The following is a 23,973-nucleotide window of genomic DNA, read 5'->3' on the forward strand; positions in this document are numbered from 1 at the left end:
AGGTTAGTCGGCGGTGTTCAGATTGTCTTGTTCCAGTTCACGGAAGTATTTGACCGTTTTCATCTTCAATTCCTGGGTAGACGGTTCATCGCACTGATTAGACTTGAGATAAATGACAGGGGATAAGTGAGATAATTATGGGAAGTACTGGGTCAACATGGGAAGAGACTGGATGGAATATGCAATAACCTTACAGTATGTGAAAATCAGACCGGCCCGAAAAAAACAGAACTCGCACCAGCCTGATTGCAGATATTACTCCTTTTTCCCTGTATCGGCATCAGGTTCGCCATCAAACAGTTTGCCCTGCATCCGATCCAGTTCTTCTTTTCTTACCCGCTTCACCACGCTGTAAACCCACTGTAGTGAAACACCAAATTTGCGGGCCAGTTCGTGATGGTTGCGCCCGTCAAACTCCAGGAAAATTTCCCGGTCGCGCTGGCTGACCTTCCAGACCATGCCCATCGGAAAATAGACGTTTTGCCCACCCCAGACCTGCATCATGCGGTTCGCGACGGCCTGACCAATCTGGTCGGCAACTGCGGGTTCGATATCAATAATCTCGCGGACAGTCTCAGAGGTATGCTGTGCCAGTTCCACCAACAGTTCCGGCCCTTTACTACGAAACTGATTCAGGTCGCTCATTGCTTCACTCCCGCAGCTCTGCGCTGCCACTTCTTCAGTTTCTCAATCACGCTACTTGCCTGCTCATTGCTGAGCCAGCGTAACGCGCTGATGCCGGTTTCCCGTTTAACCCACAGCGCCAGCGCCTGCTCTGAACTGTCACGGACGATGCCTGCGGCAGCCATTTCAAGCCATAGCGCACGGATTTTCTTTGACTGCGGATGGCTGTCGAGCGGTAAGCCGGACTTGGCTTTCCCGGCAGGCTTAATGCGAAAGCCTTTCTTTTTCATTGATTCCAGCACGCGGTTTAGCTGTGGGGTATCCATCCCTTTGGTTGAGGCTTTGCCGGTCAGCCCCTGTAGCATCTGGCGGTAGGTGTCCTCATCCATCTGGAGGTCGCTGCGGGCAATATGAATGAGTTGAATAAGACGCTGCTTAGTCATCATTGCCACTCCTTTTACCTGCGCCACCGATATAGTCGACATATAAAGGAAGCGCGACAGGCCAGCACAGGAACATAACGGCCCAACTGATCCAGTGTCCGGTACCGCTGTAACGTGAGTAAAACCCTGAACGGCGGTGCAGTTCAGCAGTACACCACCCCACGAGACCATACCAGAACAAGGCACATACAATTGATTCAGCCATCATAAGCCACTCCCCAGCTTCCGCTGTTCCTGCCCGCTGACAGGCTGATGTAGACGGACGTTTTCTCCCTCTCTGTAACCGATGTGGCGGGACATGTCCGCGTCACGGGATTTACCGGCTTTGCGGCCAGAGGTTGTTCCTGAATCAGGGTATTTTTGTTCAAGCCAGAGGTTTGCCAGCTCCCGTTCTTCGCGGGACATAGCAAATAAATGAACCTCGCTACGCACGGCCAGAACCCACCCTTCGGCAAATTTGTCACCACGGCTGGTCTTGGTCGTGTTTTTGATTCTTTTATTCTGCTGTCGAATATAGTTTTTACGGGCCATGATTAACTGTCTGGCCAGTACCTCCCATGTATATGAGGCCAGTTCAACCCGGTCTTTATTACCGTAAAAGCCAACGCCGGGTTTAAAGCCGGAGTGAATAATAGACTTAACGCCAAATGCCACCTGGATAATATCCAGCAGACCCAGCATATAACGCGGCGGATTAACGCTACCTGCAGCCCAGTAGTTACTGACGCTTTCATCAATATCACTGAGTGCGAGGTCAGCCTGGGTGATGTTATAGGCCTGCATCAGTTTCTGGGCGCGTTGCAGTGCCAGTGCCGCTTCATGGGGGTTATCGGATTTAGCCAGCGCAAGTAGCTTTTTTAACTTCTCCAGCAGCTTTTCATTATTCTGCGGCATAAGTCACCCCCAGGCGTTCGGCAAGGCGTTCCAGCTTTTTCTGCTTATGAAAATCAATCATCAGGCCCATCCCGTTTAGGCGGAACTGTTCAATCATGATTTCAACGTCAGCCAGTTCGCCTGCCAGATCAACTTCATTGCCCAGTCCGTTCATGTTGCGGGCAGCAGCAGCGGCCAGTTCGGCAGCTTCTTCCATCAGCTTCAGAGCCTGAGCTTCTGGGCCGAAGGTTTTGAGGGCCAGATTGTAGATCGTCGAACGGTTATATAATTTCATGCCTTTCATCTTATCTTCCCCGAATCAATGGCGTGATACGCCGATAACTTTCACGTTGCCGTCCTCAGTAATTTCCAGCTCGTACAGCGGCGGCATTTTTCTCAGGTGGTCACTGGTGGCGTGAAGAACGTAAATGGCCTGATCTAGGCCATTTGTTGCCACGATGGCGTGTGAAGCCATGCTGATTAATTTGATTAATACCTGCCGGATATGGTTGGGATTTTCACAACCACATTCACTGATATATTCCGCGACAATTTCACGGGTCCGTTTTTCGGCTTCTTTTGCAGTAATCATTTCTTTGCCTCACAAGGGATGAATTCCATGGCCGGGACTTCGGTGTAGTAATGCTGGCTACAGTGTGGGCATACCAGCGTGATGAGGACGGCTGGTACGCGGTACTTACCGGAGGAAATGACGCTGGCGTCGCTGAACTTCAGGGTGGTGATACCTTTCTGGCAGTTGATACATTTGATGGACATGATTTATTCCTTAATGCTGTTTTCGGCGTGCAGAAGCCCACGGCACTGACGCCGAAATAAAAAGAAATTGAATTAAAATTAAATGGCAGCGATATCTAACGGAATATTAATTAGCTTCCCGTGTTTATCTTTCTCCCGGAAATTAATATAGGTTTTGGACATTGCCACCTGCAGTGATTCCGATATGGCCTCCATTGCCCGGTTCCAGCGCTCGTCCTGAATCTTGACGCGGCGCAGGGAAAGAATACGTCCGGTATTAAGCTGGCCCTCTTTGTCCACCTGAAAAGCATCGCTGATGATGGCCCGCAGGTTGGCGTTCGCGCCTTCCGACCACTCGGTGACGCACTCGTCTATCAGGTCTTTGGCAATCTGCAGCTCTGGCCCGAAGGTCAGGGTTTCCTGCACGCGGATGGTGATCTGCTGAGCACCGTCGAAGCTGCTGAAGGTCACGTTGCCTTTGGCACCGCCACGCGTTCTGCCGTACTTCTCGGCCACAAGGTCAAGCCAGGCATAGCACTCGTCAAAGGCACGACGCTTGAAGTCACTGAGTTCATCGCGTTTAACCTTCGCGGCGACAACCTGTTCTTTAACGAAAGAGTCCATCGCAAGGTCATAGTCAGACACCTGGTCAACCGGCACCAGACGCCCCTTGCGGTCTTTCATGTAGTTTTCTTTATTTACTTCGCTCATCTCTGTTCACCTTATGGTTAATGTAACGACTCTGACCAGGTAATACGGCAGCCATGCAACTCAAAGACACCCTGACGGAAGCGCCCTGAGCCGTCATGGCCAACATGGGTATAACTCGCTTTGCCCTGCTCCAGCAGGCGGGCACAGTGCCCGTTGCGGGCGATACGGATAACCGGCTTACTGCCAGCAATCATGACGCTCTGCACGGTAGTGTTCATGGCGTTGAGCGCCATAATGGCGGACTGCACCTTGTTCATCTGCTGGTTGATATCGGCGATGGATTTCATGATTAAACTCCTTTGACGACGTCGGCGTTGACCTGCGGGACCCCGATTTCAGCAGCCAGATTCATGGCGGCTATCACCAGGTTACTGACGGCCAGCGGATACAGCAGGCTGACCATGCTTTTACGGCTACTACCCAGATTGCTCAGACGGGCGCGGATGGCTTCCACTGCGCTGGCGTCCATGATGTCGGCCAGCTGCTTACCGGCACGTTGCAGTTTGAACGTCAGAAACTCTTCGAGGCTGTTGTCCAGCGGCAGCAATTCAACCACCTCGCAGCGCTGGACGACCTCACGGACTTCCATGTTGCGTTCGGACAGTTTGTCCGCCAGTTCAGGCTGGCCAATCAGCACGATGGACAGCAGTTTTTTGAAGCCGGACTCCAGTTCGAAGAAGCGTTTAAGGTGCTTCAGCGTCGGAATGGGAAGGCTGTGGGCCTCCTCAATCACCAGAACGTGGCTGAAACCCGCCTGACTGCTGTCCTTCAGGACTCGGTGCAACTGGCGGAAGCGGGCGTCCTGGCTGCGCTTGATACTCTCCAGCGGCGCGATGGTGCTGATGATGGCCTCGGCGATAGCTGCCGCCTTCAGGGTTTTGCCCTTCACGTCGTTGTCTTCCATGGCGATGATGTATGGCTCGATTACAATCACCGGCGCGTTCTCGCGGTTGACGCGTTCAATCAGGTCGCGGCGCAGCGTGGATTTACCCGCACCGGACTCGCCGATAACCGCCAGAAAGCCACCATGGCGGGCGGTCTGGAACAGCGCCTCACGCACGTAGCGGATATCCGGCGTGGTGAACACATCGTCCGCGCCCTGCATGGCTTCATCGGCGAACGGATCACGGAAAAGGCCAAACGCTTTTTTGGTTGCTGGAAATAACACCTGCTTTTTGAGTAACATGTTCTCTTCCTCACTGAGGTTGGTTTTATCGGTAGTACCCGCTGTACGGGGCGTGACAGCGCCCTGTGCAGCATCAAAACTTTTCGCTGTATCAATCCCCTTACTTTCCAGATACAACGCCAGACGCTGGCGTACCTCTTCGGGGCTGGTGCGTGGCCACTCGTTATGGTTCACAATCTGGGCCAGCGTGGCCTCGGAAACGGCGACGGCTCTTGCCACCACCGCCTGCGGGATGCGGGCCTCTTTCAGTTGTTGCTTCAGTACCAGCATGCCTTCCTCCTCAGTTACCGTTAACGATGCTGATAACGCTGTTGCGGGCCGGAGTGGTCAGGGTAACCATCACCTCATCCAGCGCGGCTTCAGGTACGCCATCCGGGTACTGCGCCGTTAACTGGCGGTAATGTTCCGGCGTCCAGATATGGCCGTTAGCGCCAAACTTCTCGCGCAGGGCTTTCGCCGCCTCCACATGGGTCAGCGGACGCTGCTCAATACGCGGCCCGCGCACGTCTGAAGCCTGACCGCGCTTCGGCATATAGGCCGGAAGCGTGGTGTCGTCGATATGTTTGTACGGGTCAAGTCGCCCGCCGAACGGCAGCGCCTTCGCCTTGCGTGCAGCAGCTGCATCGGTGGCGTTATCGGTGCCCGTAACCAGCTCTTCGATTTCTTTTGCCGCCGTCTGCGCCGGGGTCTCCGGCAGGGCTTTGTAGTTTTCGCCAAATACCGCCGCGCTTTCGGCAAAGCCGAACTCGTTCTTTCTGACCTCCTCGACCAGGAAGAACGTCTCGTGACCGTCCTCACCGGTCAGCACCACCTGCGCCACATCGCTGCGCCACGGGTTACGGGTAATCATCAGTTTTTCGCCGACCAGTACGCCCGGTACCGTCGAAACGTCAAACTCATTGCCCCGGAACGAGACGCGCAGTTTTGGTGTGACCTTACGGAGTTCCGGTGCGGCCACCGCCAGTTCGCGGCAAACCTCAACGGATGGCGCTTTTTTCAGCTGGTCAGCAGTAATCTTCAGCCAGATATCCGTGCGGGTTTTACCGTGGCGGCTGTGGACCGCCGTGGCGTTAAAGTGGCTGCGCCATTTCACCGCCAGTGCGTTCAGTTCGTCCAGGCTATGAACCGGCTGGAATTTGAGACCCGGCTCCAGTTTACGTTCGATAATGTCACGGGCCTTTTCCACCTGCCCGGTGGCGCGGGCGTTATGCGGCTTGTGCGCTATCAGATTGATGCCCAGCGAGCGGCACATGTTTTTCGTCATGCCAGCGGTGTTCGCCGAACCGGGATCAAGGTAGAGTATTTTCGGCACGCCGTGCAGCACGTCCGCGCCGCCGCGCTCCTGCATGGCGTTGATAAGCACAGAACAGAGGTTCTCACCAGATTCCGCACCCATCACGTACTCAACGTAAATCCAGCCGCTGGTATGGTCGGTAATCTCGTAACTCCACACGCGGTCACTGGCGATGCGGGCGATGTTGGCAGGCTTGTTCTTGTAGAACTTCGAGCTGTCCATCACCTGCAACCCTTTATGGCCGTTGCTCAGGTAGTAAAGCGTACAAAGTGAGGCATCAATCTCCCAGACGTGATTGGGATGCAGGCTGGCCATCTCGGACGACGGGGCCGGTGCGTCAAGCTGTTCCGGGTGCAGACCATAGTTCCGCAGGGCGCGGCTGATGGTGTCCTCGGACAGCGGGAAAAACTCGCCTGTGGCCTCGTCCGTTCTGCCAGCAGTGATAAAGCCGTTTGACCGCAGGGTCTCCACCGCATCCGCGATGGAATACAGGCGCTTACCGTTCTTACGGGTGGCCTCGCGCAGCGTGGCAGATATCAGCGCGGCTTCGTCGCGGCTCAGGGCACTGCGCCCGGCATCGGCGCGTTTTTTACGTTTGTCAGTCACTGATACCTCCTTCAGCTTGCGCAGCAGGGTGGCGCGGGAAATGCCCAGTTCGGCGCAGGCGGCATCATATATCGCACCACGCTTACCATGCCCCGCGTCACGTGCCGCGCGGGCAACATAAACCAGTCGTTCAGTCAGGGCGGCACTCATGGGTTATGCCTCCTGCCCGTTAATCTCTGGCGTCGGGTCAGTCAGCCATGAAGGGGCGGCGTTGCCTGTCGGCTCGTCCGGCAGGTCAAATGTGGAGCGCAGGCTACGCGCGGTGCTTTCCAACTGGCAGACCAGACCGGCCATAAAGTCTCTGGGGGTATCAATCATATTTTCAGCACAGTATGCGCACAGGGTCTCAAAGGCGCTGGACAGTCGAACGGCGATGGCAGATTCCGCCTCAACCGCTAACGCTGTAACTTCCGCACGCAGCTTCTTCACCTCTTCGTCAGGCTTGGGCGGCTGGATACGGGATTTCTTCTCCAGTTTTGTGGAGAGCGAGTCGATTTTTTCGTTTTTGTCGGCAAGCACGCGCTGTTGTGCTGCGTTGGTTTCACGCGCTTCGCGTAGGGCCGCTTTCAGTTCGCGGCTTGTCATGCGATCAATATCATCGAGGCTCATACCAGCAATCGTGCCGCCATCGGCTAATTCGACGAGGTCTTCGTCATCTTCCGTCATCAACTCAAACAGCTTTGTTTTACCCAAAAGCGCAAGCGCTTGCGCTTTTGGTTCAAGCTTGGGAGACAAATATTTGAGGGATGCTTGCATCATCACCTGCGCGGTACGTTTGGATAGGGACAACTGAGACTCAACGATGTCGATGAAGTCACCATGTGGTTCATTTTCTTTGAGAATTACCAGTCGTTTACCCGCCTCCAGCATGGCTTCAGCACTCTGAGCCATATAAAAACGTGTTTCATGGACAATACGATCACGTTCATACGGCAGGCCATCACCAAACTGCTGCATGATTTCGAGGCGATGTTCGGACATAGCATTAAGACTGACACTGAGACCATCGGTCAGCGGTGCATCTTCCACTAGTTCAACTGGTTGTGATTTTGTGCGTCCCATTTCAACTCCTTAGCGACTACCAGCCATAACACGCTGGTTAATTTCATTGATACGATCCTGCGCCCGCGCCATTTCGGTACTGTGCGCCATGGCGATTTGTAAGAGCTGGACTCCTGGGGCAAAACGCCCGTTATCCAGTTTCAGGGCCAGTCCTTCTTCGATAAGGGTATTGAGCGCCCGATTGATATTCGCCGGGGACTCGCCCAGAGCTGACGCCAGCTCGCCGTTAGAAACACCGTTCAGAGCGTGACCGCGTAAAGCCTTAAGGACACGCAAAATACGGGTACCTGAGCTTGATGTATTTGGTTTACTCATGACGCCTCCTTGAGGATGCCGGGGGTAACTTCTTTGCCTATTGCGACCGAAAGGTCTCGCAAAATCCGATAAGTCAAACGACCGCGTGGAAGTTCGCTTTTGCCTGCCCAGCGGCTGACAGCCTGGGTGACTGTTCGTGGCTCATAGCCCGCGTTAAGCGCGAACTGGCGCAAGCTACTGCCTCTTTCAACCAGCCGTGCCCGAACTTGTTGTTTGTTCATATGCACCGTGTTCCTGTTGGGTTATGATGTACTCTATTGGGTCTATTGTACGCACCCGAACGGGTATGTCAAATTGAGATATGTTCAAATGAGTATAAAAGAGAGATTGCGCGAAGCGATGGATGCTAAGAGTCTGACAATTAAGGCATTGTCAGACTTGTCAAAAATTCCATATCGCTCACTTCAAAACTATCTGCGTGGAGAGAGAGAACCTAATGCAGAGGCTCTTGTTGCGCTAAGCACCCATTTGAACATATCAATAGATTGGCTACTTACTGGTAAAGGGGAAGCTGTTGGGGTAGAGAAAGCACAGCCAGCTAATCAGGAGCAGCATTTCAACCAGTCTGATCTGAAGTTATTGGAGCTGCTCAACCAACTGGAGCCAGAGGTGCGAAAAGAGTTGCTGCGAGGCGCTGAGGAAAAACAGCGAATGATTGATATGGAAAAACAGCTTAAGGAGCTGTCCGCAGCGTTCGAAAGATTAAAAAATACGGGTTAATCTGTTCCTATTAAGAACATTAGAGGTATAAGGACATGACTATGCGCAAATTATTTTTACCGTTGATATTTGTTTTATCTGGGTGTGGAGATAATACCGATCCTGCTGATACGTCCACCACAGCTAAGGAGCACGCGGTTTTTAGCGTTGAAACAGATAATCCGGTTGTAAATCGCGAATTACCGTTTATTCGCCAACAACTCCCCGGCCTGGATAAGTACGCGGACAGTTTTGAAAAAGTCGAAGTATCCGAGGATAGCGAACGTCCGGTGACAACGGTGCAGTTTCATATTAAAGACGAAAATAATATTCCAAGTGACTACATAGCCTCTGGTCATAATTGTTATTTGTTCATATCAAATAATGCCCACGAAGTGAAAATATCTAAATCAGCATGTCAGGCTGTTTTTTTCGATAAAACGGATGTTCCTGGTGGAGACCTGACCGTGAAACTTGATAAGGAAAAAGTTCCTATGACAGATGATGGTAAGACCCCGCGAGCAGGTTGTTTGAAAGCTTATTCACCAGAGCCAGATAATGATTATTGGACTTGTCCAAGGCAGGATTAAATGTTTAGGTGGTGCTGCAGATGCACCACCACCTTTAACTACCTCTTTCAAAAATTACAAATTACCAGCTCTTTCTTCGGGCTGGGTTTGCCTGTTACCTTAAGGTTGTAGCTGATATCAACCGACTGCATGTTCAGACCGTTGAATACCTGCCGCATTTCCGGGATATCGTTCACTGATATAATCATCTTCCCTTTGATCCTTCGCGCTAAATCTGCCATGTGATCATAGTTTTCCAGCCCGAACTCCACACCATAGCCTTCCGTTCCCCAGTACGGTGGGTCACAGTAGAACAGCGTATGCGGGCGATCATATCGCTCTATGCACTGGTGCCAGTCCAGATGCTCTATCAGCGTTCTCGACAGGCGCAGGTGTGCCATCGACAGTTCTTCCTCAATACGCAGCAAATTGAAGCGCGGCGCACTGGTTGTAGAGGTACCGAATGTGTGATCGGCGACCTTGCCGCCAAATGCCTGTTTCTGCAGGTAGTAGAACCGGGCCGCCCGCTGAATGTCGGTGAGCGTTTCTTCCGGCGTATCCTGCAACCATTTGTAAATCTGACGGCTGACCAGCGCCCATTTGAACTGGCGAATAAATTCTTCCAGATGATGCTTGACCACCCGATAGAGGTTCACCAGTTCCCCGTTGATATCGTTAATGACTTCGGTCTTGCTGGGAGTCTTTAGGAAATAGAGCGCAGCTGCCCCGCAGAACGGCTCCACATAGCAGGTATGGGCCGGAAACAATGGTAAAATATGCTTCGCCAGACGACGTTTACCGCCAATCCATGGGACGATGGGTAAAGATTGTTCTTTCATTATCCGTAAGCCTTTTGCAATCAATGAAAATATGGCAGGCTAGTCTGGTCTCGCGAGACTGACTGAACCCTGGTCGGCTCACAGTGCATACCTGTGGGTTGATGACCAGCCTGGTGTTACCGCACCGGGCTGGTCGTTCTTTCAAAGCCATCATGCGGTTCACGTCTGCATCCTCACTATTAACGCTGTTTAAAATCCCTTTCCCCGACCATTTGTGATGCTGTCTCCACTACACAAGGAGACGCTCATGAAAAACCTGAAAAAATTCATTCCCCCTGTTAAAAAGCCACGTCTCAGCGGCTGGCTGCTGACCGCTGTGCTGCTGCTCGGCACCATCGGTCTGGTATCGCCCCAGCAGCTGCCGGTGGTTGTCTACAAGCTATCACTCATCACGCTGGCGGCAGTATTGGGCTACTGGCTTGACCGTTCGCTTTTCCCCAAAGCCCGTCCCGGTCAGTACCTGAAGCATGATGACAGGCTGATGGCTGATGGTCGCTTCCCTGTCCAGACTGGCCTTCACCTGGTCTTTTCTGCTGCGCTAATCCGCCGTGCGCTGATTGTTGCTGCAGTCTGTCTGGCCGTAGCGATGGGGCTTTAATGATGACCCTCTATATGTACTGGCCTCAGGTTGTCTGGGCCGTGCTGGTACTGCTGGGGCTGGGCATCGAACTGGCCCGCTACGGGCAGGCCCGAACGGGTAAGCACAGTTTCTGGTGGCAGCTCTTTGGTTCAGTAACGGTAGCCTGGCTGCTCTGGTGTGGCGGCTTCTTCAGTCAGGCCCGCGCTGCCCAGCCACCGCAGACCGCACTGCAGTATCGCGACGATGTGATCCGTAATGCCCGGCTTGAATGGGGAATGTCTGCGCCGGTGGCCGACTTCGCCGCGCAGCTGCATCAGGAAAGCGGCTGGCGACCTGATGCGGTCTCGCCGGTTGGCGCTCAGGGACTGGCGCAGTTTATGCCCACCACCGCTGACTGGATAAGTCAGCTGATGCCGGGGCTTAACAGCCGTGAACCGTTTAATCCGTCTTGGGCCATCCGGGCGCTGGTCAGCTATGACCGCTGGCTGTGGCAACGCGTCAGCGCCGTCAATGACTGCGAGCGTATGGCCATGACGCTGTCAGGCTATAACGGTGGTCTGGGCTGGGTACAGCGGGACAAACGGCTGGCCTCGCAGCAGGGGCTGGACAGCACCCGCTGGTTTGGTCATGTCGCCACGGTGAATGCCGGACGCAGCACTGCCAACTGGCGGGAGAACCGTCATTATCCGCAGCGCATCCTGCACGAACTGGCCCCGCGTTATCTCACCTGGGGAGGCGGCAGCTGTGTGGACTAACCTGCTAAAAAATCTGCCGTGGCGCAGTCTGCTGCTGGCGGTGGTCATAAATGCTTTTCTGATTGGGCTTTATTACCTGGGCTACAAAAGCGGGCATGAAAACGCCACGCGCGACGGCGATAAGGCGGTCAGTGAGTTGCAGTCAGCATTCGACACGTACAAAACGGAGCAGGCAACGCTTGAGAACGCTGCGTTGCGGGCTTGGGCGAAACGGTATCAGGAACAGGTAGCCGCCGGGCAGCAGGCTGAAGCCAGTTACCTTGAGCAGATTGCTCAGCTTGAGAGCCAGAACAAACAACTACAGGGGCAAATTAACGATGTCACACAGCGCTGGATTGATGAAAAAGGTAAGAGCCATCCCATTGAGTGCGTGTTTACTCGCGGTTTCGTGCGCCAGTACAACGCCGCGCTCGGATATGACAACGCATCCGTCGACGCCGGTCATTCAGACGCAACTGCCGCCGCTGGCACCGGCACTCGCGCAGCGTCCGGGCAACCTGCAGCCGCTGACGCCTGGCTACGCGACTCAGGCGTCTCCCAGCGTGACGTCCTCGCCAACATCATCGACAACGCGAAGCAGTGTCGCATCTGGCGCGGCCAGATAAACGGGCTGCTGGACGAACGGGAAGGATTACAGAAATGACGTTGCAGGTTGAATTCTGGACGGTGGTGGGCTTTCTCATCACCTTCATGAGCTTTGTCGGCGGTATGGCCAAGTGGCTGTTCAGTAAAGCGGAGGAGCGTCAGGCGGCGCGGTTCGCCTCCCTTGAGCAGTCGCTGCAACAGTCCGCCTCCAACTGGGGCGAGCTGGAAAAAGAATTTATGCGGTTTAAGGCGGATTTACCGCTGAACTACGTCCGCCGCGAGGATTACATCCGTGGCCAGACGGTCATCGAGGCCAAGCTGGACGCACTCTACAACAAACTGGAAGTGGTACAGCAGTACCGTCATACAGGAGGTCACCATGGTTGATATCGCCCGCGTGCGCCGGGAATCCCTGCGCTGGAGTCTGCTGGTTGCTCTGAACAAAACCCGCCCGTATACCGCCAGCGAGACGCTGCTGCTGGATGTATCCCGCGCCATCTACCCGGACACCACGCCGCTGGAGCTGCGCCGTGAGCTGGATTATCTGGCCGACCGCAAGATGGTAGATCTGGAGAAAAAACCCTCCGGCGACTGGTTTGCCGACCTGACCCGCCTCGGCGTCGACCTGGTGGAATACACCGTGGAATGCGGCCCCGGCATCGCCCGCCCGGAAAAGTACTGGAGTGAATAATGGCCAGACGCAGCACGATAGAAAAGCTGCCGGAAGATGTGCGTCGCTGGCTTGAGCGGGCGCTGACTGAATCCGGCTTCAGCGGGTATAACGAGCTGGAGTCCCTGCTGCGTGAGCAGGGTTACGTCATCAGCAAATCGGCTATCCATCGCTATGGACAGAAGATTGAGCGCCGCTATGGCGCTATCCGTGCGGCTACCGAAGCGGCCCGCATGCTGACCGAGGGAGCTGCTGACGATCAGGATGCGCGTTCGGAGGCGGTGATCGCCCTGATTCAGACCGAGCTGTTCGAGAGTATTGTCCAGCTGCAGGAAGCGGAAGAAGGCGAAGTCGACCCCAAAGAGCGCGTGGCGCTGCTGTCGAAGGTGGCGAAGAACGTGGCCACGCTGTCCCGCGCGTCCGTCAACCTCAAGAAGTTCCAGTCCGAAGTCCGGGCCAGAGCGCAGCAGGCAGCCAGCAACGCCGAGAAAATTGCCCGTAAGGGTGGACTGTCAACCGATGCGGTGCAGGCACTGCGACGTGAAATTCTGGGGATTGCCACATGAGCCAGCTTGCTCCCGTTTTGCCTGATACCTCGGCGCTGGATATCCCCGCCGTTCTGATGCCCTACCAGCAGCGCTGGGTGGCTGACACCTCTCCGCTTAAGGTGATTGAGAAGAGCCGCCGTACCGGTATCACCTGGGCTGAAGCGTCCGATGATGTGCTGACCGCAGCCTCTTCAGCACCTGCGGGCGGGATGAACGTGTATTACATCGCCTATAACCAGGACATGACCGTCGAATATATCCAGGCCTGTGCGATGTGGGCGCGGGCATTCAACTATGCTGCCAGTGAAATCGAAGAAGGTTTCTGGGAAGAGGACGAAGACGACAAGCACATCAAGACCTATACCATCAAGTTTCCCGACTCCGGTTTCCGCGTTGTCGCGCTCTCCAGTCGACCGTCGAACCTGCGTGGCCGTCAGGGCATCATCGTTATCGACGAAGCGGCGTTCCATGAGCAACTGGACGAGCTGCTGAAGGCGGCGCTGGCGATGCTTATCTGGGGTGGCAAGGTGCGCGTTATCTCCACCCATGACGGTGACGATAACCCGTTCAATACGCTTATCGGTGATATTCGGGCCGGACGTCAGGAGGGTAGCGTACACCGCATTACTTTCCAGGAGGCCGTGGCGGAGGGACTGTTCCACCGCGTCTGCCTGCGTACCGGGAAAGAATGGTCGCAAGCGTCCGAGCAGGCGTGGATGGCATCGGTGTACAAATTCTACGGTGCCGGTGCATCCGAGGAGCTTGACTGCGTTCCGGCCAACGGAGGCGGCGCCTGGCTGTCCCGCGCCCTGATTGAGTCCCGCATGTCACCCGATACGCCGGTGCTGCGCCTGACCTGCCCGGAGGGCTACGAGCTGAAGCCCGACGACGTCCGCTGGAGCGAGACGCAGGACTGGCTGGACGAACACCTCAAACCATTGCTGGAAGCTCTGCCTGCTGACGCACGTTCTTTCCTGGGGCGCGACTTTGGCCGCAGCGGTGACCTGTCGGTGGACTATCCCCTGTTGCAGGAGAAGAACCTGGTACGTCGCGTACCGTTCGTGCTGGAGCTGCGCAACGTGCCGTTCAAACAGCAGGAGCAAATTGCGTGGTATCTGATGGACGGCCTGCCAAACCTGATGGGCGCGGCGCTCGATGCCCGTGGTAACGGCTCTTATCTCGCCGAATACGCCATGCAGCGCTACGGCTCCAGCCGGGTCAAGCAGGTGATGCCTACCGAAAACTGGTATCGCGAGCATATGCCGCCGGTCAAGGCTGCGCTGGAAGATGGCAACCTGGTGGATTTACCGAAGGATGAAGACACGCTGGACGACCTGCGGGCCGTTCAGGTGGTAAACGGCGTTCCCCGCGTGCCGGAACAGCGCTCAAAAGCGAAGTCTGACAGTGGCAAGCGTCACGGGGATTCAGCCATCGCACTGGCGCTGGCGTACTTCGCCAGCCGTGAAATTAACAAAGGGCCGGTGAAGGCAAGCTCACGCCGTCGTCGTCAGGCGGCCCGTATGCTGGAGGATTACTGATGGCCCGTGGACTCTGGGTTTCAGCCAATGAGTTTGTCTCTTTTGCCGAACCCAATAAAACGCTGACGGAGCAGATCGCCTCGCGCAGCCGCTCCATCGACTTCTTCGGGCTGGGAATGTACCTGCCTAACCCTGACCCCATTCTGAAATCTCAGGGCCGGGATATCCGTATCTATCGTGAACTGCGTACCGACCCGCTGGTTGGTGGCTGCATCCGCAGGCGGAAGGCGGCGGTCAAGTCGCTGGAGCGTGGTCTTGAGCGCGGTCATGCCCCGGCGCGGGTATTCAGCTTCATCCGGGATATGCTCGACGATCTGGATTTGTCACGCATCATCGGCGAGATGACCGACGCCGTTCTCTACGGGTATCAGCCCTGTGAGATCATGTGGGGGCGTTCTGTTAAATCCTGGGCCATCGCCGATATCGTGGGTAAGCCACCAGAGTGGTTCCAGTTTGACAATGACAACCTGCTGCGCTTTCGCGCCAAAGACGCCGGGCTGGAAGGCGAGCCGGTACCGCTGAACAAGTTCGTGGTACCGCGTCAGGATGCGACCTACGACAACCCGTATGGCTTCCCTGACCTGTCTATGTGCTTCTGGCCCGTGACATTCAAAAAAGGCGGCATGAAATTCTGGGTGCGCTTTGCCGAGAAGTACGGCTCACCGTGGGTTATCGGCAAGCATCCGCGCGGGACGGCCCAGGGTGAGATCGACCTGCTGCTGGACTCCATGGAGGCAATGGTGGAAGACGCGGTGGCCGCTATCCCTGACGATTCCTCCATTGAAATTAAGGAGGCCGCAGGCAAGGCCGACAGCAGCGATATTTATCAGAACCTGATCACGCTTGCCCGCAGTGAAATCTCCATCGCTCTGCTGGGGCAGAACCAGACCACCGAGGCCAACAGTAACCGCGCCTCCGCGCAGGCCGGACTGGAGGTCACCGATGATATCCGTGACGCTGACGCTGATATCGTGGAAAGCGCGGTGAATCAGGCCATCAGGATGGCGGTATCGATGAACTTTGGCGATGTGGCCAGCCCCGTCTGGAAGATGTGGGAACAGGGAACGGTCGATGATACCCAGGCGACCCGTGACGAGAAACTCAGCCGCGCCGGTGTGGTCTTCACCCCGCAATACTTTAAGCGTGAGTACCAGCTGCAGGACGGCGATATTGACGAGACACCACCGTCAGAGCGCCAGAAGAACGCGCTGCCGCTGTCGTTCGCCGAGGCGATTGATGCCGATATACAGGCCCAGCAGGACCTCGATGATTCGCTGGATATTCTGATGAACGGTGGCACCTTAAACGGCGTACTTGCGCCGGTGCTGGAGCCGCTCTTTAACCAGGTGAAAGATGGCGTTAACCCGTCTGAGCTACTGGGGGCGCTGGCTGAACTGTACCCGCAGATGAATGCGGATGACCTGCAGGAACGGCTGGCCCGTATCATGTTTGTTGCAACTGTCTGGGGGCGTCTGCATGAGCGTGACAACGGCTGAACTGGCGTACTGCATGACGCTGCCCCCAAAACGGGCTATCAGTTACCTGAAGTCCAAAGGGTATAGCTTCACGTGGGACTGGGAGGAAATGTGGCAGGATGCCCATGCCCGCGCCTTTACCGTCGCCAAAGTGACCCGCCTTGATATCCTGGAAGATATCAGGAGCGCCCTGCAGCAGGCACTGGATGAGGGCAAGACTGACCGCTGGTTCCGCCAGCAGCTGGAGCCGGAGCTGCAGCGCAAGGGATGGTGGGGGCCACGTGACACCACAGACCCGGTAACGGGCGAGCCGGTCACCATCCAGCAGGGCAGCCCGTGGCGGCTCGACACCATCTTTCGTACCAATATGTCCGTACTCTACAGTGCCGGTCGCTGGGCGGAGCAGATGGAGAACGTCGACGACAGGCCGTACTGGATGTATACCGGCATCAACGACAGCCATACCCGTAAGAGCCATCTGGCGCTGCATGGTCTGGTGCTACGCTATGATGACCCGTTCTGGCAGGCGTTCTACCCGCCGAACGGCTGGCGCTGCCGTTGTGGCGTCATAGCCCTGAGCGCGGCGGATGTGCGTGCCCGTGGCCTCAAGGTGTCAGATTCTGGCACAACCATGGGATGGGAGCTGAAGCTGGTCTCAGAGAAAACAGGCGAGATGCAGAACGTCGCCACCTTCAATACCGGCACCACGAAGGTGGCCACCGACGTCGGCTGGTCTTACGCGCCGGGGGCAGCATACCGTCCCGACCTTGCCCGCTATCAGGGTACGCTTCAGCCGCTGGCACAGCAGGAACTGAGAGGATAACGATGGCTTCCGATAACCTGGTCAATATCACCATTAACGATGAATCCCTGCGCCGGAGCCTCCGTGCGCTGGACCTGGCTGCCACAGACCTGGAACCCGCGATGCGTAAAATCGCCGGAACCCTGCTGGCGGAAACGCAGTTTAACTTTCTCGATGAGGGGCGTCCGGGGTGGACTCCCTCGCTGGCAGCGGAAAAGCGCGACGGGCAAACACTGCAGGATACCGGGCGTCTGATGGGGTCAGTATCAACCGACCATGACGACCGGCAGGCAGCAGTTGGCACTAATGTCGTTTATGGGCCAATTCACCAGTTCGGTGGTAAAACGGGGCGTAATGAGTCCGTCGAACTTCCGGCCCGTCCGTTCCTGCCGCTGACAGGGGACGGTGAGCTGCAGCCTGAAGTGGTTGTCCCCATCCTCGATACGATTGTCCGCCATCTTGAAGCAGCGGCCCGTCGCTGAGTTTTGTCTCTACAGGCGGGTGATTTATCATTGCCAGCCGCTGAGGGGCTGTATTACCTTTATAAAGGCTTTACAGCCCCCGCTTTGCACCACTATTCGCCCGCAGCGTGACATTCCCCGTACTGATACCCCCGATTTTTTCTAAAGCAGATTAAAAGCGCTGCTGATGCTTTTTCCACAGACTGTCCCCGACAACGTAACGCGGGACAGCAAAATGCCAGCCATTCACATTTTTAAAGCCGGTACTCATACCGATATGCACGGCACGAAACTGCCGTTCACGCAAAGCGATCTTGCCGCCTGCGTGAAAGCCTATGACCCGTCCGTCCATGAAGCACCACTCGTTATTGGCCACCCCAAAACGGAAGACCCGGCGTGGGGCTGGGTGAAATCCCTGTCGCTCAAAGGCGGCGATCTGCTGGCAGAGCCTGACCAGCTCGACCCGCAGTTTGCCGAACTGGTGGGCAACGGACGCTTCAAGAAGGTCTCCGCCTCATTCTATCTCCCTGACTCACCGAACAACCCGAAGCCCGGCACGCTTTACCTGCGTCATGTCGGCTTTCTGGGGGCGCAGCCACCTTCCATTAAGGGGCTGAAGCAGGTCTCGTTTGGTGAGAAAGAAGAAGGCGTCGTGGAGTTTGCCGACTGGAGTGATATCACCAATGCCTCTTTATGGGGCCGTCTGCGCGATTTTCTGATCGCCCAGTTCGGGCTGGACGAGACCGACAAGGTGCTTCCTTCATGGCAGGTTGACTCCCTGCGCGAAGAGGCTTACCGCGACACCGGGAAGTCTGAACCGGACTTCAGTGAACACAATCCCAACCCTCAACAAGAGAACAGCACCATGACTGAAGAAGAAATCAAAGCGCTTCAGGCGGAAAACACGCGTCTGAAAGCGGAAGCCACCCAGCGGGCGGAACAGGAAGCAAAGACCAGGCAGGACAAGCTGCACGCGGACAACGTCTCCTTTGCCGAGAAGCTGGTCGGCGCGGGTCGCCTGACCCCGGCAGCAAAACCGGTTGTTGTTGCCATTCTTGACGCGGTCTCTGCAGGTGACAAGCCGGTTGAGTTTGCCGAAGGCGATACCCGCACCCCGCTGGCCACGGCGTTTAAGACGCTGCTGGACAGCACTGATCCGGTACTGAATTTCAGTGAGCATGCGACCAAAGACCGCGTGAGCACGGATATCAAAACGACGTCAGCGGAGTTTGCTGAAGCCGACCCGGAACGTCTGGCGCTGCATCAGAAAGCGCTGGAACTGTCGAAAAAAGAAGGCATCAGCTACGACGCTGCTGTCTCCCGCTGCCTGTAATTAAGGAGAGAACATGTCTGACTATTTAAAGGGTAAGCGCGTCGTTGACCCGGTGCTGACCAGCATCGCACGCGGTTATAAAAATGCCGCGTTCATCGGCGAACGCATCTTCCCCATTGTCCTTACCGATAAGGAAGGTGTGACCGTGCCGACCTTCGGTAAATCCGCTTTTGTGGAGTACGACACCGAGCGTGCCGTGGGGGCTGACAGTAACGTTCTGGTGCGCGAGAAAACCGGCAAGCTGGACCTGGTTCTCAACGAGCACGATCTGGCTGCGCCGGTGGACTATCGCGAGCAGGCGGAGTCGATGTTCAACGAAGAGGCCAAAGCCATTCGCCGTGTGACGAGCGGCGTCAACCTGAAGCGCGAACTGTATGCGGCCCGTCTGGCCCAGGACAAAAACGTCTATCGCGCGGCTAACGTCAAAGCGCTGGCTGCGGCTGACCGCTGGGGCGGTGGTAAGGGTGACCCGATTGGCGTCATTGAAGGCGGGATTGAGGCGGTACGTAACGCCACCGGCCTGCGTCCGAACCTGATGACCATGGGGGCAAGCGTCATGTCGCTGCTGAAGTTCCACCCGGCGATTCAGGCCGCGATTGGAGCCAACGAGCGCAAGCGTATCACCATCGAAATTCTGAAAGACCTTTTCCAGCTGGAAGATGTGGCGATCGGCGAGCCGGTCTCCATGGCCTCCATGAAAGACGCGCAGAACAAGGACAAAGTCCCGACCGATATCTGGGGTGACAACCTGATGCTGCATTACGTCGGCAAACCCCAGCCAGGCACCGACAGCGCCGACGAAAACGAGCCGTCATTCGGTTACACCCTGCGCCGTAAAGGGATGCCGGTGGCGGATAAATACGACGGCGTCGGCGGCAAGGTGAAGTACTGCCGTTATACCGATATCTACAAAGTCGCCGTGGTCGGTGGCGATGCCGGGTATCTCATCACCAACATTGTGAAATAAGGAGACGGTCATGGGTACAACTCAACAGGTCATTCTGACCACCACTGTCGTCGCACTTGCGGCCCTCTCTCAGCAGCGTTTTGTGGGGGCCGATAACGCCCCCTGCAAGGCCGGAGCCGTGGCGCTCGGTGTGGCAGAGGTGGATGCTGCTGCCGGTGATGTAACGCCGGTCAACGTACTGGGTATTGTTGCCGTCGAGGCTGGTGCTGCGATTGCTAAAGGGCAGAACGTCCAGTCGGATGAGAATGCCTGCGCCGTTCCCCAGACAGCCGCATCGGGCGAGACCCCGGCGGGCATTTCTGCCGGGATTGCGCTGGATGAGGCGCTGGCCGAAGGTGACGTTATCCGTATCCTGCGCGGGGTGTGATATGTACTGCACCCTCGCGGATTTGCTTGAACAGGTTCCTGAGCGGACGCTAATCCAGCTCACCAATGAGGAGCTGGACTTCGACTCGCCCGCGACGGTGAAAACTGAGGTGGTGGACAGCTGTATTCGCTATGCCGATGAACTGATTGATGCCCATCTGCGCGGACGCTATACCCTGCCGCTGGCGGAGATACCGACCGTTCTGCGGGACATTGCCATCACGCTGGTGCGTTACCGGCTCTACACCCGCCGCCCGGAAGGGGCTGTCCCGGATACCGTGAAGGATGACCACAAAGAGGCCCGGCGACAGCTGGAGGGGTTGCGTGACAACAAGCTGACGCTGGGGCTGCAGTCCACTCAAAAAGACGTGCCTGAGTCCGGTGAAATCCGGGCGCGGGCACGTCGCCCCACCTTTGGCGGGCGCGATGGCTTACTGGAGAAATACTGATGAACGTTCTGCCCGTCCTCGATGCAGTACTGACCCGGTTACGGGAGAAGCTGCCGCAGCTGCAGGTGGAGTACTTCCCGGAGAAACCGGCTGAGTATCGCCTGAATCATCCGGTTGGGGCGCTGCTGGTGAGCTATGCCGGGTCGCGCTTCGATAAGCCGAATGATATCGGTGCGGTGCTCCAGACTCAGACTATCCAGCTCTGCGTCACGGTAGTTTTCCGCCAGCTCAACGGTAAAAGAGGCGCGATTGACGTTCTGGATGCAGTCCGTCGCATCCTCGGTGGCTACACCCCGCCGAACTGCCGCCGTCGCATCTGGCTGACCCGCGAGGTGTTTATCGGTGAGGTCAAGGGGCTGTGGCAGTACGCCCTCGACTTTGCCACTGAAAGCGTCTTTATCGAAGACAGCGATTTACCGTCCGGCCCGCTGTTAACCGAAGTGAACTATGAGGAAAGCGAGTGATGAAAGAATACCGCTATTCCGGCCCGGCCAGCGGCGTCACGCTGTCGGACGGAACCGAAATCCTGCTCTGGCCGGGGAAGAATGTTTCCCTGCCGGAGGAGCATGACTATGTGAAGGTACTGGTGGCGCTGAAGCATCTGACACCGGTATCTGAAGAGACTAAACCCGCCAGCACACCGGTTGTGCAGTCACCAAAGCGCAGGAACGCCGGCGACAACGATGTGAAAACGGAGGACTCCCATGGCAGCTAACTATCTGCATGGCGTCGAAACCATTGAGGTGGAAAACGGTGCCCGCCCGGTAAAAACGGTGAAGTCTGCCGTCATTGGCCTGATTGGTACCGCCCCGATGGGGGACGTCAATACGCTGGTGCAGTGCCTGTCTGAGAAAGATGCAGCGGCGTTTGGCAGCCAGCTCACCGGTTTTACCATTCCGCAGGCGCTGGATGCGATCTACGACCATGGGGCAGGCACCGTTCTGGTCATTAACGTGCTTGATCCGGCTGTGCATAAAACCGCTGTGGCCGATGAAGATGTAACGTTCGACAAGGCGACGGGCAAGGCACAGCTGGCTAATCCGGTGGTCGCGCAGCTGGTACTGAAACCGGACAGCGATGGCCAGCCTTATGTGGAAGGTCAGGACTACTCGCTTGATGCACAGACCGGAGTGATTACCAACCTTGGTAAGAGCATTGCCGCAGATGCAACGGTGAAGGCCAGCTATAACTATGCTGATCCAACTAAAGTCACCCCGGCTGATATCATCGGTGCCGTTAACGCTGCGGGCAACCGTACCGGCATGAAGCTGCTTAACGACAGCTTCAACCTGTTTGGCTACTTCGCAAAAATACTGATTGCCCCGGTCTTCTGCACCCAGAACAGCGTCTCGGTTGAGCTTATCGCCATGGCTGAGAAGCTGGGCGCGGTGACCTACATCGACGCGCCGATTGGTACCACTTTTGCGCAGGCTCTGGCGGGGCGTGGCCCGGAAGGCACCATTAACTTCAACACCAGCTCCGACCGCGTCCGTCTGTGCTACCCGCACGTCAAGGTGTACGACGCGGCCACCAACAGCGAACGGCTGGAGCCGCTGAGCCAGCGTGCTGCAGGTCTGCGTGCCAAAGTCGACCTGGACAAGGGCTACTGGTGGTCGTCCTCCAACCAGGAAATTCTGGGTATCACCGGCGTGGAGCGCCAGCTGTCGGCAATGATTGACGACCCGCAGAGCGAGGTGAACCTGCTCAACGAACAGGGCATCACCACGGTCTTCAGCAGCTACGGCAGCGGCCTGCGTCTGTGGGGCAACCGTATGGCGGCATGGCCAACGGTCACCCATATGCGCAACTTTGAGAACGTTCGCCGTACCGGTGATGTGATCAACGAGTCCCTGCGTTACTTCAGCCAGCAGTACATCGACATGCCGATTACCCAAGCGCTGATTGATGCGCTGACGGAGTCGGTCAACGCCTACGGTCGCAAGCTGATTGGCGACGGTGCGCTGCTGGGCTTCAGCTGCTGGTTTGATCCGGCCCGCAACGAAGAGACGGAGCTTGCCGCCGGTCACCTGTTGCTGAGCTACAAATACACGCCACCACCACCGCTGGAGCGACTGACGTTTGAGACCGAGATCACCTCGGAATATCTGTTAACCCTGAAGGGGAATAGCTGATGGCAAAGATTGAGATCAACCGCATCACGAATGCCAACATCTACCTGGATGGCGCTAACCTGCTGGGCCGGGCCGAGGAGGTCAAACTCCCGGACGTCTCCATGACCATGCAGGAGCATAAGGCGCTGGGGATGGTGGGCAAAGTGGAACTCCCGGCAGGCTTCGACAAGCTGGAGGGTGAGATCAAGTGGAACAGCTTTTACCGCGACGCGATGCTGTCTGCTGCGAACCCGTATAAGTCGCTGGCGCTGCAGTGCCGTTCCAGCGTCCAGCGCTACAGTTCGCAGGGGCTGATTGACGAAATCCCGCTGGTCACATTCCTGACGATCATGTTCAAGAAGAACCCGCTGGGGACGTTCAAACAGCACGAGAACGCCGAGTTCTCTAGCAGCTTCACCTGCACGTACATCAAGCAGGTACTGGATGGTGAAGAGCTGCTGGAGCTGGACTATCTGGCCAACATCTTCCGAGTCGGCGGCGTTGACCAGTTGACTGACTACCGCATCAATATCGGGGGCTGACGGTGACCGTCGAGATTGAAGATAAAGGCGGGAACTGTGGTTCGATTGGCATGGGAAATGGTACGTGGTTTACCATCCTTGATATTCCGGGGGTGGAAAACCTTTTTAATACCCAGAAAACCAATGACCCGATTGACTGCACCCGCTCTAAAGCACGGAAGCTCGCTGACCTGATTGAGGCATGGGAGCCACCTGACCACTGGTTCACCGGCATCGGCAAATCTGAAGGAAAGGCGCTTCTTATCGCCTTCCTGCGTAACTGCAAAGGCTTTCGCACTCACTGATATCACAGGGGCTTCGGCCCCTTTCTTCTTAATCCCCTTTAATATCCGTCACGTCCACCTCCAGACATACTGCTCTGAACTTACACAGGAGCACGATCATGTCACAGACCCAATCCGATACTTTTAAGCTGTCTTACCCCTTCACCACCGCAGCAGGCACCAGAGTTGAGCAGGTTGAACTGAAACGCCTGACGGTCAAAGACCTGAAGCAGGTGCGCAAAATCAGTAAAGACCCGGCTGACTGGGACGAACCGCTCATTGCCCGTAGCACCGGTATTCTCCCCGAAGACCTCGATAACATGGATCTTACCGATTACATGGAGCTGCAGAAACGATTTCAGCAAGTCACTGGGCTGGGCAAGAGCGACGAAAACGCTGATGCAGGCGCAGGGGCTGCTGGCGAGGTGGTTTAGATTTCAGCCGGGGGAGATTGATGCCCTCGATACTGACGATCTGGAGATGTGGCTGGAGCAGGCTGAAGAGCAAATCAAAAGCGAGTTCGGCGACAATCAGTAACGACTCATCACTTA

38 protein-coding genes and 1 pseudogene are annotated in these 23,973 nt (G+C 56.2%); 23 read left to right on the forward strand and 16 right to left on the reverse strand.

What is annotated here, in order from left to right; all coding sequences use genetic code 11:
• Positions 1 to 3: 3 nt before the first annotated feature.
• The 15 genes and pseudogenes from nagB to SGP1_RS07250 form a co-directional block, all read right to left on the reverse strand.
• Positions 4 to 93: pseudogene (gene nagB / locus SGP1_RS31925) on the reverse strand (glucosamine-6-phosphate deaminase); the annotation flags it as partial.
• A gap of 162 nt (positions 94 to 255) precedes the next feature.
• Complete coding sequence (locus tag SGP1_RS07190) at positions 256 to 645, reverse strand: Mor transcription activator family protein (RefSeq protein ID WP_001281697.1); 390 nt, start codon at positions 643 to 645, stop codon at positions 256 to 258.
• A complete protein-coding gene (locus SGP1_RS07195; protein ID WP_000988476.1) occupies positions 642 to 1,070 on the reverse strand; it encodes a gp16 family protein in 429 nt (142 codons plus the stop codon). Before SGP1_RS07195 ends, SGP1_RS07190 begins: the two co-directional genes overlap by 4 nt.
• On the reverse strand, positions 1,060 to 1,275 hold the full coding sequence (locus SGP1_RS32955) for a hypothetical protein (RefSeq protein ID WP_000967768.1): 216 nt from the start codon (positions 1,273 to 1,275) through the stop codon (positions 1,060 to 1,062). The genes SGP1_RS07195 and SGP1_RS32955 overlap by 11 nt, the downstream gene beginning before the upstream one ends.
• Positions 1,272 to 1,961, reverse strand: coding sequence for a DUF2786 domain-containing protein (locus SGP1_RS07200; protein ID WP_001135926.1), 690 nt, complete (start codon positions 1,959 to 1,961; stop codon positions 1,272 to 1,274). The genes SGP1_RS32955 and SGP1_RS07200 overlap by 4 nt, the downstream gene beginning before the upstream one ends.
• Positions 1,948 to 2,244, reverse strand: coding sequence for a hypothetical protein (locus SGP1_RS07205; protein ID WP_001569383.1), 297 nt, complete (start codon positions 2,242 to 2,244; stop codon positions 1,948 to 1,950). The genes SGP1_RS07200 and SGP1_RS07205 overlap by 14 nt, the downstream gene beginning before the upstream one ends.
• A gap of 15 nt (positions 2,245 to 2,259) precedes the next feature.
• The gene (locus SGP1_RS07210) at positions 2,260 to 2,532 is read right to left on the reverse strand and encodes a hypothetical protein (protein ID WP_016246284.1); all 273 of its coding nucleotides are present in this window, start codon (positions 2,530 to 2,532) and stop codon (positions 2,260 to 2,262) included.
• Positions 2,529 to 2,717 (reverse strand): hypothetical protein, encoded by a 189-nt coding sequence (locus tag SGP1_RS26830; RefSeq protein ID WP_001569384.1) that lies wholly within the window; start codon positions 2,715 to 2,717, stop codon positions 2,529 to 2,531. The genes SGP1_RS07210 and SGP1_RS26830 overlap by 4 nt, the downstream gene beginning before the upstream one ends.
• A gap of 78 nt (positions 2,718 to 2,795) precedes the next feature.
• The gene (locus tag SGP1_RS07220) at positions 2,796 to 3,407 is read right to left on the reverse strand and encodes a DUF3164 family protein (protein WP_000005725.1); all 612 of its coding nucleotides are present in this window, start codon (positions 3,405 to 3,407) and stop codon (positions 2,796 to 2,798) included.
• Positions 3,408 to 3,424: 17 nt separating this feature from the next.
• On the reverse strand, positions 3,425 to 3,694 hold the full coding sequence (locus tag SGP1_RS07225) for a hypothetical protein (protein ID WP_000835317.1): 270 nt from the start codon (positions 3,692 to 3,694) through the stop codon (positions 3,425 to 3,427).
• Between the two features lie 2 nt (positions 3,695 to 3,696).
• Entirely contained in the window at positions 3,697 to 4,863 is a 1,167-nt protein-coding gene (locus SGP1_RS07230) for an ExeA family protein (protein WP_011410679.1), read from the reverse strand.
• 10 nt (positions 4,864 to 4,873) lie between these two features.
• Positions 4,874 to 6,643 (reverse strand): DDE-type integrase/transposase/recombinase, encoded by a 1,770-nt coding sequence (locus SGP1_RS07235; protein WP_011410680.1) that lies wholly within the window; start codon positions 6,641 to 6,643, stop codon positions 4,874 to 4,876.
• 3 nt (positions 6,644 to 6,646) lie between these two features.
• A complete protein-coding gene (locus tag SGP1_RS07240; RefSeq protein WP_006687266.1) occupies positions 6,647 to 7,555 on the reverse strand; it encodes a DUF3102 domain-containing protein in 909 nt (302 codons plus the stop codon).
• A gap of 9 nt (positions 7,556 to 7,564) precedes the next feature.
• A complete protein-coding gene (locus SGP1_RS07245; protein WP_000042842.1) occupies positions 7,565 to 7,870 on the reverse strand; it encodes a helix-turn-helix domain-containing protein in 306 nt (101 codons plus the stop codon).
• A complete protein-coding gene (locus tag SGP1_RS07250; protein ID WP_001041677.1) occupies positions 7,867 to 8,091 on the reverse strand; it encodes a hypothetical protein in 225 nt (74 codons plus the stop codon). The genes SGP1_RS07245 and SGP1_RS07250 overlap by 4 nt, the downstream gene beginning before the upstream one ends.
• An 88-nt stretch (positions 8,092 to 8,179) precedes the next feature.
• On the opposite strand from SGP1_RS07250, the gene SGP1_RS07255 reads away from it, so the two are divergent.
• A complete protein-coding gene (locus SGP1_RS07255) occupies positions 8,180 to 8,590 on the forward strand; it encodes a helix-turn-helix domain-containing protein (RefSeq protein WP_001569385.1) in 411 nt (136 codons plus the stop codon).
• A 41-nt stretch (positions 8,591 to 8,631) separates the two neighbouring features.
• Positions 8,632 to 9,159 (forward strand): hypothetical protein, encoded by a 528-nt coding sequence (locus tag SGP1_RS07260; protein WP_001228474.1) that lies wholly within the window; start codon positions 8,632 to 8,634, stop codon positions 9,157 to 9,159.
• A gap of 47 nt (positions 9,160 to 9,206) precedes the next feature.
• On the opposite strand, the gene SGP1_RS07265 is transcribed toward SGP1_RS07260, so the two are convergent.
• A complete protein-coding gene (locus SGP1_RS07265; RefSeq protein ID WP_000664222.1) occupies positions 9,207 to 9,977 on the reverse strand; it encodes a DNA adenine methylase in 771 nt (256 codons plus the stop codon).
• Positions 9,978 to 10,224: 247 nt separating this feature from the next.
• On the opposite strand from SGP1_RS07265, the gene SGP1_RS07270 reads away from it, so the two are divergent.
• From SGP1_RS07270 to SGP1_RS29305, 21 genes are all read left to right on the forward strand, one after another.
• Positions 10,225 to 10,575, forward strand: a complete 351-nt coding sequence (locus tag SGP1_RS07270) for a putative holin (protein ID WP_000793140.1) — start codon at positions 10,225 to 10,227, stop codon at positions 10,573 to 10,575.
• The gene (locus SGP1_RS07275) at positions 10,575 to 11,312 is read left to right on the forward strand and encodes a transglycosylase SLT domain-containing protein (protein ID WP_001569387.1); all 738 of its coding nucleotides are present in this window, start codon (positions 10,575 to 10,577) and stop codon (positions 11,310 to 11,312) included. The genes SGP1_RS07270 and SGP1_RS07275 overlap by 1 nt, the downstream gene beginning before the upstream one ends.
• Positions 11,302 to 11,955 carry a hypothetical protein gene (locus SGP1_RS07280; protein ID WP_011410681.1) on the forward strand — a complete coding sequence of 218 codons (654 nt, stop codon included), beginning with the start codon at positions 11,302 to 11,304 and terminating at the stop codon, positions 11,953 to 11,955. The genes SGP1_RS07275 and SGP1_RS07280 overlap by 11 nt, the downstream gene beginning before the upstream one ends.
• Positions 11,952 to 12,284: a hypothetical protein gene (locus SGP1_RS07285; protein WP_000175096.1), complete on the forward strand. Its 333-nt coding sequence runs from the start codon at positions 11,952 to 11,954 to the stop codon at positions 12,282 to 12,284. The genes SGP1_RS07280 and SGP1_RS07285 overlap by 4 nt, the downstream gene beginning before the upstream one ends.
• Positions 12,277 to 12,588 (forward strand): hypothetical protein, encoded by a 312-nt coding sequence (locus SGP1_RS07290; protein WP_006122433.1) that lies wholly within the window; start codon positions 12,277 to 12,279, stop codon positions 12,586 to 12,588. Before SGP1_RS07285 ends, SGP1_RS07290 begins: the two co-directional genes overlap by 8 nt.
• Positions 12,588 to 13,133, forward strand: coding sequence for a DUF3486 family protein (locus tag SGP1_RS07295; protein WP_011410682.1), 546 nt, complete (start codon positions 12,588 to 12,590; stop codon positions 13,131 to 13,133). The genes SGP1_RS07290 and SGP1_RS07295 overlap by 1 nt, the downstream gene beginning before the upstream one ends.
• A complete protein-coding gene (locus tag SGP1_RS07300) occupies positions 13,130 to 14,653 on the forward strand; it encodes a hypothetical protein (RefSeq protein ID WP_011410683.1) in 1,524 nt (507 codons plus the stop codon). The genes SGP1_RS07295 and SGP1_RS07300 overlap by 4 nt, the downstream gene beginning before the upstream one ends.
• Positions 14,653 to 16,149, forward strand: coding sequence for a DUF935 domain-containing protein (locus tag SGP1_RS07305; protein ID WP_011410684.1), 1,497 nt, complete (start codon positions 14,653 to 14,655; stop codon positions 16,147 to 16,149). Before SGP1_RS07300 ends, SGP1_RS07305 begins: the two co-directional genes overlap by 1 nt.
• Positions 16,130 to 16,951, forward strand: a complete 822-nt coding sequence (locus tag SGP1_RS07310; RefSeq protein WP_011410685.1) for a phage head morphogenesis protein — start codon at positions 16,130 to 16,132, stop codon at positions 16,949 to 16,951. The genes SGP1_RS07305 and SGP1_RS07310 overlap by 20 nt, the downstream gene beginning before the upstream one ends.
• 2 nt (positions 16,952 to 16,953) lie before the next feature.
• Positions 16,954 to 17,412 carry a phage virion morphogenesis protein gene (locus SGP1_RS07315; RefSeq protein WP_011410686.1) on the forward strand — a complete coding sequence of 153 codons (459 nt, stop codon included), beginning with the start codon at positions 16,954 to 16,956 and terminating at the stop codon, positions 17,410 to 17,412.
• Positions 17,413 to 17,626: 214 nt separating this feature from the next.
• Positions 17,627 to 18,724, forward strand: coding sequence for a hypothetical protein (locus tag SGP1_RS07320; protein WP_011410687.1), 1,098 nt, complete (start codon positions 17,627 to 17,629; stop codon positions 18,722 to 18,724).
• Positions 18,725 to 18,737: 13 nt separating this feature from the next.
• Positions 18,738 to 19,691 carry a hypothetical protein gene (locus tag SGP1_RS07325; protein ID WP_011410688.1) on the forward strand — a complete coding sequence of 318 codons (954 nt, stop codon included), beginning with the start codon at positions 18,738 to 18,740 and terminating at the stop codon, positions 19,689 to 19,691.
• Between the two features lie 10 nt (positions 19,692 to 19,701).
• Positions 19,702 to 20,058 carry a DUF2190 family protein gene (locus SGP1_RS07330; RefSeq protein WP_011410689.1) on the forward strand — a complete coding sequence of 119 codons (357 nt, stop codon included), beginning with the start codon at positions 19,702 to 19,704 and terminating at the stop codon, positions 20,056 to 20,058.
• Position 20,059: 1 nt separating this feature from the next.
• Positions 20,060 to 20,506: a gp436 family protein gene (locus SGP1_RS07335; RefSeq protein WP_000271666.1), complete on the forward strand. Its 447-nt coding sequence runs from the start codon at positions 20,060 to 20,062 to the stop codon at positions 20,504 to 20,506.
• Positions 20,506 to 20,970 carry a Gp37 family protein gene (locus SGP1_RS07340; RefSeq protein ID WP_001101809.1) on the forward strand — a complete coding sequence of 155 codons (465 nt, stop codon included), beginning with the start codon at positions 20,506 to 20,508 and terminating at the stop codon, positions 20,968 to 20,970. Before SGP1_RS07335 ends, SGP1_RS07340 begins: the two co-directional genes overlap by 1 nt.
• Positions 20,970 to 21,221 (forward strand): hypothetical protein, encoded by a 252-nt coding sequence (locus SGP1_RS07345; protein ID WP_000666495.1) that lies wholly within the window; start codon positions 20,970 to 20,972, stop codon positions 21,219 to 21,221. Before SGP1_RS07340 ends, SGP1_RS07345 begins: the two co-directional genes overlap by 1 nt.
• Positions 21,211 to 22,638, forward strand: a complete 1,428-nt coding sequence (locus SGP1_RS07350; RefSeq protein ID WP_000729861.1) for a phage tail sheath subtilisin-like domain-containing protein — start codon at positions 21,211 to 21,213, stop codon at positions 22,636 to 22,638. The genes SGP1_RS07345 and SGP1_RS07350 overlap by 11 nt, the downstream gene beginning before the upstream one ends.
• Positions 22,635 to 23,159, forward strand: a complete 525-nt coding sequence (locus tag SGP1_RS07355; RefSeq protein ID WP_162837902.1) for a phage major tail tube protein — start codon at positions 22,635 to 22,637, stop codon at positions 23,157 to 23,159. Before SGP1_RS07350 ends, SGP1_RS07355 begins: the two co-directional genes overlap by 4 nt.
• A gap of 2 nt (positions 23,160 to 23,161) precedes the next feature.
• Complete coding sequence (locus SGP1_RS07360) at positions 23,162 to 23,443, forward strand: hypothetical protein (RefSeq protein ID WP_000215406.1); 282 nt, start codon at positions 23,162 to 23,164, stop codon at positions 23,441 to 23,443.
• Between the two features lie 98 nt (positions 23,444 to 23,541).
• The gene (locus tag SGP1_RS07365) at positions 23,542 to 23,856 is read left to right on the forward strand and encodes a phage tail assembly protein (RefSeq protein ID WP_011410690.1); all 315 of its coding nucleotides are present in this window, start codon (positions 23,542 to 23,544) and stop codon (positions 23,854 to 23,856) included.
• Positions 23,822 to 23,959 (forward strand): GpE family phage tail protein, encoded by a 138-nt coding sequence (locus SGP1_RS29305; RefSeq protein ID WP_001148841.1) that lies wholly within the window; start codon positions 23,822 to 23,824, stop codon positions 23,957 to 23,959. Before SGP1_RS07365 ends, SGP1_RS29305 begins: the two co-directional genes overlap by 35 nt.
• Positions 23,960 to 23,973 lie beyond the last annotated feature (14 nt).

This window comes from Sodalis glossinidius str. 'morsitans' (genome assembly GCF_000010085.1).
Lineage (GTDB): Bacteria > Pseudomonadota > Gammaproteobacteria > Enterobacterales > Enterobacteriaceae > Sodalis > Sodalis glossinidius.

Excerpts from the sequence above, each read along its gene's own strand:
- SGP1_RS07190 (WP_001281697.1), bottom strand. The coding sequence starts at position 645 with ATGAGCGACCTGAATCAGTTTCGTAGTAAAGGGCCGGAACTGTTGGTG.
- SGP1_RS07195 (WP_000988476.1), bottom strand. The coding sequence starts at position 1,070 with ATGATGACTAAGCAGCGTCTTATTCAACTCATTCATATTGCCCGCAGC.
- SGP1_RS32955 (WP_000967768.1), bottom strand. The coding sequence starts at position 1,275 with ATGATGGCTGAATCAATTGTATGTGCCTTGTTCTGGTATGGTCTCGTG.
- SGP1_RS07200 (WP_001135926.1), bottom strand. The coding sequence starts at position 1,961 with ATGCCGCAGAATAATGAAAAGCTGCTGGAGAAGTTAAAAAAGCTACTT.
- SGP1_RS07205 (WP_001569383.1), bottom strand. The coding sequence starts at position 2,244 with ATGAAAGGCATGAAATTATATAACCGTTCGACGATCTACAATCTGGCC.
- SGP1_RS07210 (WP_016246284.1), bottom strand. The coding sequence starts at position 2,532 with ATGATTACTGCAAAAGAAGCCGAAAAACGGACCCGTGAAATTGTCGCG.
- SGP1_RS26830 (WP_001569384.1), bottom strand. The coding sequence starts at position 2,717 with ATGTCCATCAAATGTATCAACTGCCAGAAAGGTATCACCACCCTGAAG.
- SGP1_RS07220 (WP_000005725.1), bottom strand. The coding sequence starts at position 3,407 with ATGAGCGAAGTAAATAAAGAAAACTACATGAAAGACCGCAAGGGGCGT.
- SGP1_RS07225 (WP_000835317.1), bottom strand. The coding sequence starts at position 3,694 with ATGAAATCCATCGCCGATATCAACCAGCAGATGAACAAGGTGCAGTCC.
- SGP1_RS07230 (WP_011410679.1), bottom strand. The coding sequence starts at position 4,863 with ATGCTGGTACTGAAGCAACAACTGAAAGAGGCCCGCATCCCGCAGGCG.
- SGP1_RS07235 (WP_011410680.1), bottom strand. The coding sequence starts at position 6,643 with ATGAGTGCCGCCCTGACTGAACGACTGGTTTATGTTGCCCGCGCGGCA.
- SGP1_RS07240 (WP_006687266.1), bottom strand. The coding sequence starts at position 7,555 with ATGGGACGCACAAAATCACAACCAGTTGAACTAGTGGAAGATGCACCG.
- SGP1_RS07245 (WP_000042842.1), bottom strand. The coding sequence starts at position 7,870 with ATGAGTAAACCAAATACATCAAGCTCAGGTACCCGTATTTTGCGTGTC.
- SGP1_RS07250 (WP_001041677.1), bottom strand. The coding sequence starts at position 8,091 with ATGAACAAACAACAAGTTCGGGCACGGCTGGTTGAAAGAGGCAGTAGC.
- SGP1_RS07255 (WP_001569385.1), top strand. The coding sequence starts at position 8,180 with ATGAGTATAAAAGAGAGATTGCGCGAAGCGATGGATGCTAAGAGTCTG.
- SGP1_RS07260 (WP_001228474.1), top strand. The coding sequence starts at position 8,632 with ATGCGCAAATTATTTTTACCGTTGATATTTGTTTTATCTGGGTGTGGA.
- SGP1_RS07265 (WP_000664222.1), bottom strand. The coding sequence starts at position 9,977 with ATGAAAGAACAATCTTTACCCATCGTCCCATGGATTGGCGGTAAACGT.
- SGP1_RS07270 (WP_000793140.1), top strand. The coding sequence starts at position 10,225 with ATGAAAAACCTGAAAAAATTCATTCCCCCTGTTAAAAAGCCACGTCTC.
- SGP1_RS07275 (WP_001569387.1), top strand. The coding sequence starts at position 10,575 with ATGATGACCCTCTATATGTACTGGCCTCAGGTTGTCTGGGCCGTGCTG.
- SGP1_RS07285 (WP_000175096.1), top strand. The coding sequence starts at position 11,952 with ATGACGTTGCAGGTTGAATTCTGGACGGTGGTGGGCTTTCTCATCACC.
- SGP1_RS07290 (WP_006122433.1), top strand. The coding sequence starts at position 12,277 with ATGGTTGATATCGCCCGCGTGCGCCGGGAATCCCTGCGCTGGAGTCTG.
- SGP1_RS07295 (WP_011410682.1), top strand. The coding sequence starts at position 12,588 with ATGGCCAGACGCAGCACGATAGAAAAGCTGCCGGAAGATGTGCGTCGC.
- SGP1_RS07300 (WP_011410683.1), top strand. The coding sequence starts at position 13,130 with ATGAGCCAGCTTGCTCCCGTTTTGCCTGATACCTCGGCGCTGGATATC.
- SGP1_RS07305 (WP_011410684.1), top strand. The coding sequence starts at position 14,653 with ATGGCCCGTGGACTCTGGGTTTCAGCCAATGAGTTTGTCTCTTTTGCC.
- SGP1_RS07310 (WP_011410685.1), top strand. The coding sequence starts at position 16,130 with ATGAGCGTGACAACGGCTGAACTGGCGTACTGCATGACGCTGCCCCCA.
- SGP1_RS07315 (WP_011410686.1), top strand. The coding sequence starts at position 16,954 with ATGGCTTCCGATAACCTGGTCAATATCACCATTAACGATGAATCCCTG.
- SGP1_RS07320 (WP_011410687.1), top strand. The coding sequence starts at position 17,627 with ATGCCAGCCATTCACATTTTTAAAGCCGGTACTCATACCGATATGCAC.
- SGP1_RS07325 (WP_011410688.1), top strand. The coding sequence starts at position 18,738 with ATGTCTGACTATTTAAAGGGTAAGCGCGTCGTTGACCCGGTGCTGACC.
- SGP1_RS07330 (WP_011410689.1), top strand. The coding sequence starts at position 19,702 with ATGGGTACAACTCAACAGGTCATTCTGACCACCACTGTCGTCGCACTT.
- SGP1_RS07335 (WP_000271666.1), top strand. The coding sequence starts at position 20,060 with ATGTACTGCACCCTCGCGGATTTGCTTGAACAGGTTCCTGAGCGGACG.
- SGP1_RS07340 (WP_001101809.1), top strand. The coding sequence starts at position 20,506 with ATGAACGTTCTGCCCGTCCTCGATGCAGTACTGACCCGGTTACGGGAG.
- SGP1_RS07345 (WP_000666495.1), top strand. The coding sequence starts at position 20,970 with ATGAAAGAATACCGCTATTCCGGCCCGGCCAGCGGCGTCACGCTGTCG.
- SGP1_RS07350 (WP_000729861.1), top strand. The coding sequence starts at position 21,211 with ATGGCAGCTAACTATCTGCATGGCGTCGAAACCATTGAGGTGGAAAAC.
- SGP1_RS07365 (WP_011410690.1), top strand. The coding sequence starts at position 23,542 with ATGTCACAGACCCAATCCGATACTTTTAAGCTGTCTTACCCCTTCACC.
- SGP1_RS29305 (WP_001148841.1), top strand. The coding sequence starts at position 23,822 with ATGCAGGCGCAGGGGCTGCTGGCGAGGTGGTTTAGATTTCAGCCGGGG.